The organism is Myxococcus vastator, from assembly GCF_010894475.1.
GTDB classification, from domain to species: domain Bacteria; phylum Myxococcota; class Myxococcia; order Myxococcales; family Myxococcaceae; genus Myxococcus; species Myxococcus vastator.
Window position 1 is genome coordinate 1 of record NZ_JAAIYB010000211.1, and the last position, 13734, is coordinate 13734.

13 protein-coding genes and 1 riboswitch are annotated in these 13734 nt (G+C 68.5%); of the genes, 5 read left to right on the forward strand and 8 right to left on the reverse strand.

Annotated features, from left to right (window positions below):
* Positions 1-102: 102 nt before the first annotated feature.
* Positions 103-678, reverse strand: a complete 576-nt coding sequence (locus tag G4D87_RS20830) for a Tgt2/MlaC family protein (protein ID WP_163783813.1) — start codon at positions 676-678, stop codon at positions 103-105.
* 238 nt (positions 679-916) lie between these two features.
* Between G4D87_RS20830 and metK the strand changes: the two genes are divergently transcribed.
* On the forward strand, positions 917-2107 hold the full coding sequence (gene metK, locus G4D87_RS20835) for a methionine adenosyltransferase (RefSeq protein ID WP_163783814.1): 1191 nt from the start codon (positions 917-919) through the stop codon (positions 2105-2107).
* A gap of 164 nt (positions 2108-2271) precedes the next feature.
* Here the strand turns inward: metK and ahcY are convergent, their stop codons facing one another.
* Positions 2272-3702 (reverse strand): adenosylhomocysteinase, encoded by a 1431-nt coding sequence (ahcY, locus tag G4D87_RS20840; protein WP_163783815.1) that lies wholly within the window; start codon positions 3700-3702, stop codon positions 2272-2274.
* 91 nt (positions 3703-3793) lie between these two features.
* A riboswitch (S-adenosyl-L-homocysteine riboswitch) is annotated at positions 3794-3867 on the reverse strand.
* Between the two features lie 86 nt (positions 3868-3953).
* Positions 3954-4436 carry a YchJ family protein gene (locus G4D87_RS20845; protein ID WP_163783816.1) on the reverse strand — a complete coding sequence of 161 codons (483 nt, stop codon included), beginning with the start codon at positions 4434-4436 and terminating at the stop codon, positions 3954-3956.
* Positions 4437-4550: 114 nt separating this feature from the next.
* Here G4D87_RS20845 and G4D87_RS20850 point away from each other — a divergent pair, with 114 nt between their 5' ends.
* Together G4D87_RS20850 and G4D87_RS20855 are read left to right on the forward strand one after the other, a co-directional pair.
* On the forward strand, positions 4551-5444 hold the full coding sequence (locus tag G4D87_RS20850) for an undecaprenyl-diphosphate phosphatase (RefSeq protein ID WP_163783817.1): 894 nt from the start codon (positions 4551-4553) through the stop codon (positions 5442-5444).
* An 18-nt stretch (positions 5445-5462) separates the two neighbouring features.
* On the forward strand, positions 5463-6056 hold the full coding sequence (locus tag G4D87_RS20855; RefSeq protein ID WP_163783818.1) for a CoA pyrophosphatase: 594 nt from the start codon (positions 5463-5465) through the stop codon (positions 6054-6056).
* Between the two features lie 9 nt (positions 6057-6065).
* On the opposite strand, the gene G4D87_RS20860 is transcribed toward G4D87_RS20855, so the two are convergent.
* From G4D87_RS20860 to G4D87_RS20870, 3 genes are all read right to left on the reverse strand, one after another.
* Positions 6066-6626, reverse strand: coding sequence for a hypothetical protein (locus G4D87_RS20860; RefSeq protein ID WP_240358451.1), 561 nt, complete (start codon positions 6624-6626; stop codon positions 6066-6068).
* The gene (gene sitA5 / locus G4D87_RS20865) at positions 6623-7984 is read right to left on the reverse strand and encodes a SitA5 family polymorphic toxin (protein WP_163783819.1); all 1362 of its coding nucleotides are present in this window, start codon (positions 7982-7984) and stop codon (positions 6623-6625) included. The genes G4D87_RS20860 and sitA5 overlap by 4 nt, the downstream gene beginning before the upstream one ends.
* A 111-nt stretch (positions 7985-8095) precedes the next feature.
* The gene (locus G4D87_RS20870) at positions 8096-8530 is read right to left on the reverse strand and encodes a YciI family protein (protein ID WP_163783820.1); all 435 of its coding nucleotides are present in this window, start codon (positions 8528-8530) and stop codon (positions 8096-8098) included.
* 285 nt (positions 8531-8815) lie between these two features.
* Here G4D87_RS20870 and G4D87_RS20875 point away from each other — a divergent pair, with 285 nt between their 5' ends.
* Positions 8816-9835, forward strand: a complete 1020-nt coding sequence (locus G4D87_RS20875; protein WP_163783821.1) for an HAD family hydrolase — start codon at positions 8816-8818, stop codon at positions 9833-9835.
* Entirely contained in the window at positions 9795-11078 is a 1284-nt protein-coding gene (locus tag G4D87_RS20880; protein ID WP_163783822.1) for a threonine/serine exporter family protein, read from the forward strand. Before G4D87_RS20875 ends, G4D87_RS20880 begins: the two co-directional genes overlap by 41 nt.
* 64 nt (positions 11079-11142) lie before the next feature.
* Here the strand turns inward: G4D87_RS20880 and G4D87_RS20885 are convergent, their stop codons facing one another.
* On the reverse strand, positions 11143-12807 hold the full coding sequence (locus tag G4D87_RS20885; protein WP_163783823.1) for an arylsulfatase: 1665 nt from the start codon (positions 12805-12807) through the stop codon (positions 11143-11145).
* A gap of 171 nt (positions 12808-12978) precedes the next feature.
* On the reverse strand, positions 12979-13734 hold a 756-nt coding region (locus G4D87_RS20890), incomplete at its 5' end, for a SulP family inorganic anion transporter (RefSeq protein ID WP_163783824.1).

Consider the following 13734-nt stretch of genomic DNA (forward strand, 5'->3'; position numbering starts at 1 on the left):
GCCAGGGACGAGGGGAGGGGCGACTCTACGCGATGCGCGGACCCCGCGAAAACAGTGGGGCGGCCGGGCAGCCTGGTGGCCCGGCCGCCGGGCAGGTGCGGGCTACTTCTTCTTCACCTTCGCCAGCTCCGCGCGCATGCGCTCCAGCAAGAGGTCCCAGCCGCCCTTGGCCATCAGCGGCTTCACCTGCGTGTCCCGGATGTCCTGGAGCATGGACGAGCCCAGCACCGTCACGTCCACGACCTTCCAGGCGGCGGCCTCCTTCACCAGCCGGTACTTGAGCTTCATCTCCTGCGTCTTCAGCGGGTGCTTGATGAAGACGGTGGAGGCCACCGTGGCCTCGGCGCCCTGCACCTGGGAGGGCTCGTAGGTGATGGTGTCCAGGTTCTTGAAGTTCTCCCGCACGCGCGGGAAGGCGATGTTCGCGAAGAGGTCCTGGAACAGCGTGACGAACTCCTTGCGCTGCGCGGCGGTGCCCTCGGCCCATTTGTCGCCGAGCAGGAACTTGCCCTGCTCCTCGCTGCCGAAGTGCTTGAGGGCCAGGGCGTCGCGCTCGTAGCGCACGGACTGCACCACGGTCTTCACCGGCTTGGCGACGGGGTCCTGCTTCGCGGCGAGCGCGGGGAGGGCGACGGCGAAGGTGGCCAGGAAGGCGAGGGTACGGTAGCGGGCGTTCATGTCGGGCTGTTCCTCCAGAGCGGATGCGCGGACGTCTGTTAGCCCAAGGGAACGTCCGGCGCCTCGCGAAATTCATGCTGGGGCGGGGAGCGGCCACGCGGCCGGCGCCGCCGGGGCGCCAGGCGCTGGCGGATTCCGAAAAGTTGAATGATGCGGCCCGCTTGCGCGTTTGACTCCTCTAGGACGCCACGTTTAGTGTCTGGCCTTCGCGCACTGTCAGCGCAGCCTCTGAGACGACATGCCTACCGACTTCCTGTTCACGTCTGAATCCGTCACTGAAGGCCACCCGGACAAGATCGCCGATCAGATCTCCGACGGTGTGCTGGATGCCATCATCGCCAAGGACCCTCAGGCGCGCGTCGCCGTGGAGACGCTCGTCAAGACGGGCCTCGCCATCGTCGCGGGTGAGGTGACGACGAACTGTTACGTGGACATCCCGAAAATCGTCCGCGGCACCATCTGCCGCATCGGGTACACCGACAGCGCCATGGGCTATGACGGCAACACCTGCGGCGTCATGGTGGCCATCGAAGGCCAGAGCCAGGACATCGCCCGGGGTGTCGACAACAAGAAGGACCAGGGCGCCGGCGACCAGGGCATGATGTTCGGCTTCGCCTGCGACGAGACGCCGGAGCTGATGCCGGCCCCCATCCACTACGCCCACGCCATCACCCGCCGCCTGGCGGACGCGCGCCGCAAGCAGCACCCGTGGATTCGCCCGGACGGCAAGAGCCAGGTGACGGTGGAGTACCGCGACGGCCGCCCCGCCCGCATCGACGCGGTGGTGGTGTCCACGCAGCACTCGGATGAGGTCTCCAACAAGAAGATTCAAGAGGCCATCCGCGAGGACGTCATCGCGAAGGCGCTGCCCAAGAAGCTCATCGACAACAAGACGAAGTTCTTCATCAACCCCACCGGCCGCTTCGTGGTGGGGGGCCCCATGGGTGACTCCGGCCTGACGGGCCGGAAGATCATCGTGGACACCTACGGCGGCATGGGCCGTCACGGCGGCGGCGCGTTCAGCGGCAAGGACCCGTCCAAGGTGGACCGCTCGGCCGCGTACATGGGCCGGCACATCGCCAAGACGGTGGTGGCCGCGGGCCTGGCCCGGCGCTGCGAGGTGCAGGTGTCCTACGCCATCGGCGTGGCCGAGCCCGTCAGCGTCATGGTGGAGACCTTCGGCACCGCCACGGTCCCGGAGGAGCGCATCGCCCTGGCCGTCCGCAAGACGTTCGGCCTGCGCCCGCGCGAAATCACCGAGTACCTGAACCTGCTGCGGCCCATCTACCAGAAGACCGCCGCCTACGGGCACTTCGGCCGCACGGAGAAGGAGTTCTCCTGGGAGCGCATCGAGGAGAAGAAGGACGCGCTGCGGGACGCCGCCAAGGGCGCCACGCCCTCGGGTGGTCGCCGCCTGAAGGCCGTCTGAGCCAGGGCGCTTCGATTCGGCCCTCACGCCGCCTCGCCGGCGCGTGAGGGCCCGCAAAGCACGCGGGCCGCTTCCCAGAGAGGGAGGCGGCCCGTGGTGCTTCAAGGCTCCGGCAGGGCGGGCCCTCGCCCCGGGACCGGCGGGCGAGGGCGACCGCGGACCGCTCAGTAGCGGTAGGTGTCCGGCTTGTACGGGCCGGAGGTCTTCACGCCGATGTAGTCGGCCTGCTCCTGGCTCAGCTCGGTGAGCTGCGCGTTGAGCTTCTTGAGCTGGAGGCGAGCGACCTTCTCGTCCAGGTGCTTGGGCAGCACGTACACCTTGCCGACCTCGTAGTTGGCGCTCTGCGAGTACAGCTCAATCTGGGCGATGGTCTGGTTCGCGAACGAGCTGGACATCACGTAGCTGGGGTGGCCGGTGCCGCAGCCCAGGTTCACCAGCCGGCCCTTGGCCAGCAGGATGATGCGCTTGTTGTCCGGGAAGATGACGTGGTCGACCTGCGGCTTGATCTCCTCCCACTGGTACTTCTCCAGGGCGGCGACCTCGATTTCGTTGTCGAAGTGGCCGATGTTGCAGACGATGGCCTGGTCCTTCATCTTCGCCATGTGGTCGTGCGTGATGACGCCCTTGTTGCCGGTGGCCGTCACGAAGATGTCCGCCTTGTCCGCCGCGTAGTTCATGGTGACGACGCGGTAGCCCTCCATGGCCGCCTGGAGCGCGCAGATGGGGTCAATCTCCGTCACCCACACCTGGGCGGACAGCGCGCGCAGCGCCTGCGCGGAGCCCTTGCCCACGTCGCCGTAGCCCGCGACGACGGCGATTTTTCCGGCGACCATCACGTCCGTGGCGCGCTTGATGCCGTCCACCAGCGACTCACGGCAGCCGTACAGGTTGTCGAACTTGCTCTTCGTCACGCTGTCGTTGACGTTGATGGCGCGGAACAGGAGCGTGCCCTTGGCGGACATCTCCTGGAGGCGGTGCACGCCCGTGGTCGTCTCTTCCGTGACGCCCAGAATCTTCGCGCTCTTGCGCGTGTACCAGGTGCCGTCCTCGGCCAGCTTCGCCTTGATGGCGGCGTACAGCTCGCGCTCTTCCTCGCTCTGGGGGTTGGCCAGGACGCTGGCGTCCTTCTCCGCGCGCTTGCCCAGGTGCATGAGCAGCGTGGCGTCACCGCCGTCGTCCAGAATCATGTTCGGACCTTCGTGCTCGCTGCCCGCGGGGCCGAAGTCGAAGATGCGGTGGGTGAAGTCCCAGTACTCCTTGAGGGACTCGCCCTTGTGCGCGAACACGGGCGTGCCGACCTTCACCAGCGCGGCGGCGGCGTGGTCCTGGGTGGAGTAGATGTTGCACGACGCCCAGCGGACCTCGGCGCCCAGCGCCTGGAGCGTCTCCACCAGCACGGCCGTCTGGATGGTCATGTGCAGCGAGCCCGTCACGCGCGCGCCCTTGAGCGGCTGCGTCTTGGCGTACTCCTCACGGATGGCCATGAGCGCGGGCATTTCGCTCTCGGCGATGCGGATCTCCTTGCGGCCCCAGTCGGCGAGCGACAGGTCGGCGATGGCGTAATCCTGCTTCTGGGACTTGGTTGCGGCGGTCATGGCAATGGCTCCTGGTCCAGCGGGCGCGGCGCCCCGGGCTCGGGAATGGTCGGTGTGGATGCTGCGACGACTCACCCTCGCAAGAGACGCGGACAGGTGAGCGCCGTTGGGTGATTCCGCTTCGAGCCTGGGGCCGGTTCCGGCCTCGCAGCGCTCCTCGAAGTCAGCGGGGAACCTACGAAAAGGGCCCCTTCATTTCAACGGGAGACTGCCGCCCCCCAGGGCGGGCGGACAGCCTGCTCCATCCACTTTCAGGCGCCCACCTGGCGAGGGAACGTGGCGAGCGTGAGGGACTCCGGAGGGACGGACAGCGCCTTGGGCGCCAGCGCCGTGCCGGACAGGTAGCGCCAGCCGGCGCCGTCATGGCGGAAGTCGGAGCGCTCCACGAAGGAGCGGTCCTTTCCCTTCTCGAACACCTTGGCGAAGAAGAGCACCTGCGCCAGCCCGTCCGCGTCCGGGGCCCGGCGGTCCATCACCACCAGCTTCGGGTACTGGTGCGCCTGGGCGAAGGCGCGCAGCTCGCGCAGGACCTCGTCCTGGGGGCGCGCGCGGTCCGGGTGGCTGGGGTGCAGCGTCTTCCACAGCCAGTCCACCTCGCGCAGGGCGAAGGCGCTGTAGCGGCTGCGCATGAGGCGCTCGGCGTCGGGCGGCTCGGCCTCGCCGCGGTGGAAGGGCGCGCAGCACTCGCGGTAGCGCAGGCCGGAGGAGCAGGGACAGAGGGGGGCAGGGGGCATGGTGCGGTCCGAGCCTACCCGTCCCGCGCGGGCCGTGGGTGTTCGTGCGTACAGAGGCGGTGGAACCCCCTTGCTGGGCGGGGAGAGCGGGCATACATCCGGGGGCCGCACCCTATGAGCCTCCTCGAAGCCATTGTCCTGGGTCTGGTCCAGGGTCTCACGGAGTTCCTCCCCATCAGCTCCACGGCGCACCTGCGCATCGCGCCGGAGCTGTTCGGCTGGAGGGACCCGGGCGCGGCGTACTCGGCGGTCATCCAGTTGGGCACGGTGGCGGCCGTGCTCATCTACTTCCGCAAGGACATCGTGTCGCTGGTGGCGGCCTTCTTCCGGGGGCTGGCGCGGCGCGAGCCCTTCGGCACGCTGGAGGCGCGGCTGGCGTGGTTCGTCCTGGTGGGCACGCTGCCCGTGGGCATCGCCGGGCTGACGCTGAAGAAGTTCATCGAGAACGAGTTCCGCTCGCTCTACGTGATTTCAGGCAGCCTCATCGTACTGGCCCTCATCCTCCTCTTCGTGGAGAAGCGGGCCTCGCACCAGCGGACGCTGGCGGACATGCGGTGGAGGGACGGCATCCTCATTGGCATGTGGCAGGCGCTGGCGCTGATTCCGGGCGCGTCCCGCTCTGGCACGACGCTGACGGGCGGCCTGTCGCTGGGCCTCAAGCGCGAGGACGCGGCGCGCTACTCGTTCCTGCTGTCCATTCCGGCCACCACGCTGGCGGGCGTCTTCGAGCTCAAGCACCTGCTGGAGGCGCAGACGCGGCCGTCCGCCATGGCGCTGTGGGTGGGGACGCTGGTGGCCTTCGTGTCGGGCATGGCGGCCATCGCGTGGCTGCTGCGCTTCCTGCGCACGCGGACGACGCTGGTGTTCGTGGTGTACCGCGTGGCGCTGGGCGTGCTGCTGCTGGCGCTGCTCCAGACGGGGAAGCTGCGCCCGATGTCGGGCGCGGAGAACGTGGAGGTTCCGGGTGAGCCGGGGACGCCGCCGGTGGAGAAGCAGCTCACCGACTAGCGTGAGAGGACGTGGGCCGTGAGCGTGGACGCGCTGTTCCAGACACTGGAGTCACGGCTGTCCTCGCGGCCTGCGCGTGAGGTGCACCTGCCGGGGTGGGCCTTGCGGGAGGCCTCGGTGCTGGTGCCGGTGTTCGAGCGGGACGGCGTGCCGCACGTGCTCTTCACGCGCAGGCCCACGACGCTGCGGACGCACGCGGACCAGTACAGCTTCCCGGGGGGAGGCAGGGACCCGGAGGACGCCACGCCCCTGCACACGGCGCTGCGGGAGACGGAGGAGGAGCTGGGCATCGACAGGCGCGGCGTGCGGGTGCTGGGCATGCTGGATGAGGTGCCCACGATTTCGCAGTACCGGGTGCGACCCTTCGTGGGGGTGATTCCCGGGGACGGGAAGTACCGGCCGAGCCCCGAGGAGGTGGCCTTCATCCTGGAGGTGCCGCTGTCGGGTCTCTTGGACCCGTCCATCCTCCGCGTGGAGCGGAAGGAAATCCTGGGGGCGGAGCGGGACCTGTACTTCTACACGTATGGGACGCACGTCATCTGGGGCGCGACGGCGCGCATCCTGCGCGACTTCCTGAATCATGTGACGCAGGTGCCTGGCGGGCTGAGGTAGGGCGCCGCGTCAGGGCAGGCGGGTCCTGAACTGGAGCCATGGGACGAGCTCCGGGTGTTTCTGCTCTACGTTCGTCTTGGGCAGGGCGTGGGCCAGGATTTTGAGCGCGTGCTTGAGCCTGCGCATGGCGCGAAGTTTCTCGGTGGGGATGGTGCGGACGTCTTCCATGGCAACCCAGCGGGCTGCTTCTTCAAGTGAGAGAGTGGTCAGGCGCCGGACCCATGCGACCAGGGGCTCGGAGTCGAGGACGAGGTCACCCTCGCGTTCGCCGAGTTCAGCAATCATTCCTGCGCGCAGGTTCATTTCGGAGAGCCTGAGGGAGAACTCCTCTTCGTCGGCATGGCGTCGTGCCAGGGACTCGTAGACGAACACTCCAATCTGGGCCCATTCCAGGCTGCTTTCTTCGCGAGCCCTCGCGGCGATGGTGAACGCGAAGACGACCCAGTTGAAGTTCTCTCCCGCGACGGGCTCCCCGACGACGAGTCCGTCGAGCCACGCTCGCAATTGAGGCAGCGGCAGCCTGAGGGTGGTTTCAACCAAAGAAAGGGGCGTTCCCATGGCTTGGCTCAAGGGGGGAATGTAATGCCGTACTGCGCAAACGCTTGCCGTCCGAGTTTCACCACTTTGTCGTTCATGGCCTTGGAGGCGCCCTTCATGTAATGCCCGCTCCAGGGCGTGATTTGAATACCGAAGTACTTGGCCCCATGGACTGAAAACTCTGCCTCGCCCGCAGCCAATACGGGTCGTCCACCGCTCGCGACGGAGTGGGCAATTTCCAGTGTTTTCCAAGTGTGTGGGACGATTTTCAGCCTTCCATCTTCTGTGATGACCCACTTCACACGTTCTCCATTGGCATAGCGCGCGAATTGCGCTGAATCCACGCTGGCCGGGCTGACTCCGAGCTTCTGTGCCAGCTCCAATTCCCCCGTGAGCCGTTCAGGGAGCTGGTTGTCGAGGAGTCGCGAGGGCGGCGTGCTGTCAGTCGGTGGAGCATCCGGTTTTTGTGGGCCCCTCGCCGCCATCGCGACCGCGTTGGGCGCGAGGCCCACAGTCATGACGCCCTCTGCCACGGAGATGGAGCGCACGCCCCCTGCCATCGCCGCGGACAGCTGGAAGCCCGCCTGAGTCTCGGCGGCCAGGGCCGCGCTGGCGAAGCCGGGCAGCGTCGGTCCCTTGGAGGCCATGCTCGCGGCTCCACCACTCAGCGCCGCCGTCAGCGCGAGGATGAGCACGCGTGCTCCGTTCTCCCCTATGACCTGGCCGAAGCGGTGCCCCGCGTCCTCCAACTCTTGGAACGACACCGCGCGTTCAGCGTCCGCGGACAGTCGCTGCCAGCCAGCCACGAGGCCCATGAAGGCGTCCACGCCGAGGTAGGCGAGGACGAAGGTCGTCAGGGTGATGGCGACGAGCTTCGTCACGGGCTCGGGCGCGACGACGAGGAGCATGTACGCGGCCAGCGCCGATGTCAGCATGGCCTTGAGCGCGAGCGGGTTGACGATCTCCTCCACGGCGTCCTGCACGCCCTCCCACACGCCATCCCAGGCGAAGGTGAGCGCCATCTGCCGGCGCGCCTTGGCGTCCAGGAAGGTGAAGCCACCCTCCAGGAGCGTGAGGCACTCGCCAGGGCTGTCCTGGCGGGAGCACCAGGCGCCGTAGTCGCGTCCGGCACCTTGGGGCTCCGAGTTCCACGAGGCGTGGCGGACCCGTGGACGCTCCGCCTCCTCGCGAAGGGAGAAGCGCATGTCGAGCACGAGCCGGGTCATCACCTTCCGGAACGCGGCTTCGTCCACCACGACGGGCTTCGCGTTTTTTTGGGGGAGGTAGACGAGAGGCTCGCCTTGTCCCGTGTCCAGGCGCACGACTCGTGGTGTCGCGCAGCCCACGAGAAGCACACTCAAGAGCAGTGCACCTGCTTCACGCAACGTCATGCCGTCCCCCTGACGCATGCTCCGAACTCGTGGGAGCGCCCATCAGGAGTTAACACCCGGCTCTGACGACGCGAGGAAGCCCGGAAGCACCGGGCCTCACTCCGCGCTGGCTCACGCCTTCTTCTTCTGCTCCAGCTCGGCGCGCAGCTTGTCCTCCTGCGCGCGCAGTTCCGGGGTGAACTCGGCGCCGAAGTCCTCGGCCTCGAAGACGGGGCGAATCTCCAGCTCCGACTCCTCACCGGGCATGGGGGGCGGGCAGCGGCGCGCCCACTCCACGGCCTCTTCCATCGACTTCACCTGCCACATCCAATAGCCGGCGATGAGCTCCTTCGTCTCCGCGAACGGACCGTCAATGACGCTCTTCTTCCCATCCGCGAACCGGATGCGCTTGCCCTTGCTGCTCGGGTGCAGCCCGTCACCGGCCAGCATGACGCCGGCCTTCACCAACTCCTCGTTGTACTTGCCCATCTCGGTCAGCAGCTTCTCGTCGGGCATCACGCTGGCCTCGGAGTTCTTCGTCGCCTTCACAATGACCATGACGCGCATCGGTGTTTCCTTTCGGTTCGGGAGGCGCTGCGTCCTCGTTCCAAATGGCGACGAATAAACCCGGCGAGGATCGACACGCGGCAGAAAAATCGCGATTCCCGCCCGCCGATTGCGCGGTTGCGGACCTTGCGCAGCGCATCAGGGCAGGCGCTCCGGTTGCCTGAACCGGCGGCCGGGCCCAGCAGGCCCTCTCCTCGCGCCTCCCATGCGGCGTTGTAAAGCGCTGATGCCAGCCTCACCGTCCCCAGAGCCAGCGCCGGTGCGAGGGCGCGCCAGGAGGCGGACATGGTACGGGGCGCACGGAATGAAGGGGGCGGGCTGTTCAGCGCGCTCTCGCGCTTGATGGCGATGCCGCTCCAGGCGCTGGCCGCGGACGCGCTGCCGTCGTGGAACGAAGGGCCCGTGAAGCAGGCCATCCTCGACTTCGTCACCCGCTCCACCACGGAGGGGGACGCCGGCTTCATCCCGCCCGAGGCGCGCATCGCCACCTTCGACAATGATGGCACGCTCTGGCCGGAGCAGCCGCTCGTGCAGGGCGCCTTCATGCTGAAGCCGCTCCGTGCTCGCGTGAAGCAGGCCCCGTCGCTCGCGAAGCGACAGCCGTTCAAGGCCGTGCTGGAGGGAGACCTCTCCGGCCTCTCCAACATGGACAAGTCCAAGTTGATGAAGTTGCTGGGGGAGACTCACGCCGGCATGACGGAAGAGGTGTTCATCCGCGAGGTCCGCACCTTCTTCCAGCATGCCCGCCACCCCAGGTGGAGCGTTCCGTACAACCAGCTCGCCTACGTCCCCATGCTGGAGTTGCTCCGGTTCCTGCGCGCGAACGGCTTCCAGACGTGGATCTCCTCGGGGGGAGGCATTGACTTCATCCGCGTCATCTCCGAGGACACCTACGGCATCCCGCCCCAGCAGGTCATCGGCAGCCACCTGAAGAAGACGTTCGACGGCGGGCACGCTCCCTCGGTGCTGCGCCGTGAGGCGCGCGTGGCCCACGTCAATGACAAGGCGGGCAAGCCGGTGGGCATCGACGAGCACATCGGCCGGCGGCCGGTCTTCGCGGCGGGCAACGTGCGCTCCGGCGGCGACATCCAGATGCTCCAGTACACGCGCAGGCGCCCGCGCCCGGGCTTCGCCTTGCTCATCCACCACGACGACGCGGCGCGCGAGTTCGCCTACGAGGAGAAGGACGGGGCGTCACTGAAGGCCGCGCGCGAGGGCGGCTGGGCCGTGGTCAGCATGCAGCGCGACTGGAGGCGCATCTTCAATGGAACGCGAGGCGCACGGACTGGGAACGGGAGGGGATGAGGCGGCGGCGTCCCGCTTCCTGCTGGACCTGGCCAGGGCACTGCACCTGGCCTATCAACCCTCGCTCCTGGTGGAGGCGCGCGTGCGCCGGGTGGCGACGGCCTGGGGGCTGAAGACAGAGGTCTTCACGGTCCAGAGCCTGGCCATGACGCAGGTGGTGGCCCCGCGACGGGCGCCCGCGGGCTTCACGCGGCTGCCCTTCAACCCGCACTGGAATCTGGGCCGCGCGGCGGCGCTCCTCCAGTTGACGGACGACATCGCGGCGGGCGGCGTGGCGCTCCCGGAGGCTCGTGCGCGCTTGGAGCGCATCGTGGCCCAGCGCTCGCCCTTCCCGAAGTGGCTCGTGCTCCTGGCCTACGGCGTGTATGGCGCGGCCGTCGCGGCGCGCGTGGGGGGCGGGTGGTGGGAGATGTTCGCGGCCCTCCTCGTGGGAGGCCTCGCGGGCGTCATCCACTTCGGGACGTTGCGCTCGCAGCGGGTGGACCTGCAGAAGAGCTTCCTGGCGGCGTTCCTGGGGACGCTGGTGGCGTTCGGGCTCCGGTTCGTCCTGCCGCCCTTTGATGTGGTCCAGGCGTTGTTTGGCGGGGCGGTGCTGCTGGTGCCCGCGATGGTGGTGACGCTCGGCTCGTTGGAACTGGCGACGGAGTCCGTGGAGGCGGGCATGACGCGCCTGGTCTATGGCCTGCTGCGCTTCCTGATGCTTGGCGTGGGCATCATGGCGGCCACGACGTTGTGGCGTTTTGTCTGGCCGCTCCCCGTCCACAGCGACGCGCACGTCCTGCCCCCGCTGGTCACCTTCTTGCTGCTGGCCGTCGGCGGCGTGGCGCTGGCCGTCTGCATGGCGGGCCGGCCGCGCGACCTGGTGGGGATTGTCGGCGGGGTGCTGCTCGCCTATGGGACGCAGGCCGGGATGAAGGCGGTGCTGGGGGAGCAGGGGAGCCCGATGGTGGCCACGTTCGTGCTCGGCGTGGCCGGTCTGCTCTATGGCCGGGGCGGGCAGCGGATGCCCATGACGGTCATCATGCCCGGCTTGTTGCAGCTCGCGCCGGGCTTCATGGGGACGCAGGCCGTCATCGCGTTGCTCGGCTTGGGGCGCCCGGGCACGGAGGATGCCCGGCTGTTCAACGTGCTGCTGGTGGCGCTCCAACTGGTGCTGGGGCTGGTGTTCGCGACCGTGGTGGTGCCACCGCGCGTCACCGTGGACCGCGACGCCGCCGCGCCACCCGCTTCCGGAAGCGCGTAGCGCCGGCGGTCGCCGGGCGCGCACGGGCGGCGGCGCTCCTTCCGCCGCCCGGCGCCGCGGGTGGCTACGCGTGTGACTGCTGGGCGCGGCGGACGAAGTGCTCCACCTCTTCGGCCAGCGCCATGACCTGGTCGGCGATGCTGGTCTCCTCCTTGCGCTCGTGCGCCTCCGCCAACTGGCGCTTCACGCGCTCCTTGATGGGGCCGATGCTCAGGCTGCCCGGGGCCTGGCTGGGGGGGTAGTCGAGCAGGCTCTGCGCGAACTTCTGGACCAGCGCCTGCGCGGGCACGAAGGTGAACATGCGCTCGCCGTACCACTTCAGGTACAGGCCGGACCTCGGGCCGTACTCGAACGGGTCCGAGCGCAGGTTGATGAGGTAGGGCCAGGCCGGGTTGAAGCGCTTGCCGCTGAACCACATGTCCGGGCCTACGCCGTCCTGGTAGCTGAAGATGAGCTTCCAGTCGTCGTACCGGACGGCCGCGAGGTTCCCGCTGTCGAGCACGTAGATGAACTCGCGCCGGCGGCCCTCCTCCTTGCCCGACAGCAGCCCGTTCTGGTCATACCCATCCAGGTAGACCTTGAAGGTCTTGTCGCCCGCCTTGTAGCCGCGCTGGCACTGCTCCACGAGGTCCGTGGGGCCGCCCGCCGCGGCGACCAGCGTGGGCATCCAGTCTTCGTGCGCGAAGATGTCGTTGATGACGCGCCCGGGCTCCACCACGCCCGGCCAGCGCACCAGGCAGGGCACGCGCACGCCGCCCTCCCAGGTGGAGCCCTTCTCGCCCCGGAACGGGCTGTTGCCGCCGTCCGGCCAGCCCATCTTCTCCACGCCGTTGTCGGTGGAGAAGACCACCAGCGTGTTGTCCGCGATGCCCAGCTCGTCCAGCTTGGCCAGCAGCGCGCCGACGATGTCGTCCAGCTCCCGCATGGCGTCCGCGTAGAGGCCGTAGCCGGTGGCGTTCTTGTACTTCTCCTGGAGGTAGGTCCAGACGTGGGTGCGCGTGGTGTTGTGCCAGAGGAAGAACGGCTTGCCGTCCTTCACGGCGCGCTCCATGAAGTCCAGCGTCCCCTTCAGGAACTCCTCGTCCACGGTCTCCATGCGCTTGCGGGTGAGCGCGCCGGTGTCCTCGATGCGCTGCCGGCCCACCACGCCCCAGCGCTTGTCCTCGGTGGGGTCGTCGCGGTCCGTGGCCCAGGTGTGGAGCACGCCGCGCGGCCCGAAGCGCTCCTTGAAGGCCGGGTCCTTGGGGTAGTCCGGGCACTCCGGCTCGTTCTCCGCGTTGAGGTGGTAGAGGTTGCCGAAGAACTCGTCGAAGCCGTGCACCGTGGGCAGGTAGGGGTTGGAGTCGCCCACGTGGTTCTTGCCGAAGTGGCCGCAGGTGTAGCCCAGCGGCTTGAGCAGCTCCGCGATGGTGGGGTCGGAGTCCTGGAGCCCATACTTCGCCCCGGGCATGCCGATGGTGGTGAGCCCCGTGCGGAGCGGGTTCATGCCGGTGATGAAGGCCGCCCGGCCCGCGGTGCAGCTCTGCTGGCCATAGCAGTCCGTCATCATCGCGCCTTCCTTCGCGATGCGGTCGAGGTTGGGCGTGCGGTACCCCATCATCCCCTGGTTGTAGGCGCTGACGTTCCAGACGCCGATGTCATCTCCCCAGATGACCAGGATGTTGGGCTTGCGCTGCTTCTGCTTGCCGTTGCCGTTTCCATTGCCCGTGGTTTTCGCTTTGCTTGCCATGTGTTGCCTCCTGGATAGAGGAGATGCGCACGCGCAGTCGCGGGAGCATGGTCCTGGAGGAGGGGGCGGGAGAGGGCGCAACGGGCCGGGTGCCGCGCGCGGCTCAGCCCGCCACGTCACGGGTGCGGAGGGGCGCCCGCGTGGCCCCTCGCGCGGGCGCTCAAGCTCCGCTCAATGCAGGTGAGGGGGCGCCGGAGACGCTCCGGTGCGGGCGTGCTTCGCACCGGCGTCCATGAGGAAGCGCTGCACCGCCACGGCCACGGTGGGGTGCATGTTCTCCGAACCCAGCCGCTCCAGCAGGCCGGTGCGCCGCAGCAGCGCGCGCAGCGGCGCCCGGGCCTCGGCGATGCCCAGCACCACGCCCGCCTCCTCGAATTCGCGGCGCAGCTTCTCCAGCCCCTCCGCCGCGGTGACGTCCATGTCGAACACGGCGGAGGTATCAATCACGAACCACCGCACGGGCGCCTCCGCGTTGGCGACCAAGGCCCGGGCCTGCTCCCGCAGGTGGCGTGCGTTGGCGAAGAACAGCGGCGCGTCGAAGCGGTAGATGACGAGCCCGGGCACCGTCTCGGAGTTCTCGGACCGCTCGATGTCATGGTAGCCGGGCACGCCCTCGCGCTCGCCCAGCACCGCGTCGTGGGGCCTGGCGGCGCGGCGGATGAGGTCCGCCAGCGCCAGCGCCACCGCGACGAGGATGCCTTGGAGGATGCCCAGCACCAGCACCCCCAACATCGTCACGCACGCGAGCACCGCCTCCACGCGCCGCACGCGCCACAGGTCGACGATGGCCTGGACCTGCAGCAGGTACACCGCGGCCACGAAGACGATGGCGCCCAGCGTCACCATGGGCAGGTCGCGCAGCAGGGGCGTGAGGAACAGGGCGAACACCAGCACCACCCCGGCGGCGAGCACCCCCACCAACGGGGT

What these genes read in the sequence shown, in the direction of transcription:
- G4D87_RS20880 (WP_163783822.1), top strand. Translation starts at nt 9,795, where the DNA reads ATGGAACGCGAGGCGCACGGACTGGGAACGGGAGGGGATGAGGCGGCG.
- G4D87_RS20850 (WP_163783817.1), top strand. Translation starts at nt 4,551, where the DNA reads ATGAGCCTCCTCGAAGCCATTGTCCTGGGTCTGGTCCAGGGTCTCACG.
- G4D87_RS20885 (WP_163783823.1), bottom strand. Translation starts at nt 12,807, where the DNA reads ATGGCAAGCAAAGCGAAAACCACGGGCAATGGAAACGGCAACGGCAAG.
- G4D87_RS20830 (WP_163783813.1), bottom strand. Translation starts at nt 678, where the DNA reads ATGAACGCCCGCTACCGTACCCTCGCCTTCCTGGCCACCTTCGCCGTC.
- metK (WP_163783814.1), top strand. Translation starts at nt 917, where the DNA reads ATGCCTACCGACTTCCTGTTCACGTCTGAATCCGTCACTGAAGGCCAC.
- ahcY (WP_163783815.1), bottom strand. Translation starts at nt 3,702, where the DNA reads ATGACCGCCGCAACCAAGTCCCAGAAGCAGGATTACGCCATCGCCGAC.
- G4D87_RS20845 (WP_163783816.1), bottom strand. Translation starts at nt 4,436, where the DNA reads ATGCCCCCTGCCCCCCTCTGTCCCTGCTCCTCCGGCCTGCGCTACCGC.
- G4D87_RS20875 (WP_163783821.1), top strand. Translation starts at nt 8,816, where the DNA reads ATGGTACGGGGCGCACGGAATGAAGGGGGCGGGCTGTTCAGCGCGCTC.
- sitA5 (WP_163783819.1), bottom strand. Translation starts at nt 7,984, where the DNA reads ATGACGTTGCGTGAAGCAGGTGCACTGCTCTTGAGTGTGCTTCTCGTG.
- G4D87_RS20870 (WP_163783820.1), bottom strand. Translation starts at nt 8,530, where the DNA reads ATGCGCGTCATGGTCATTGTGAAGGCGACGAAGAACTCCGAGGCCAGC.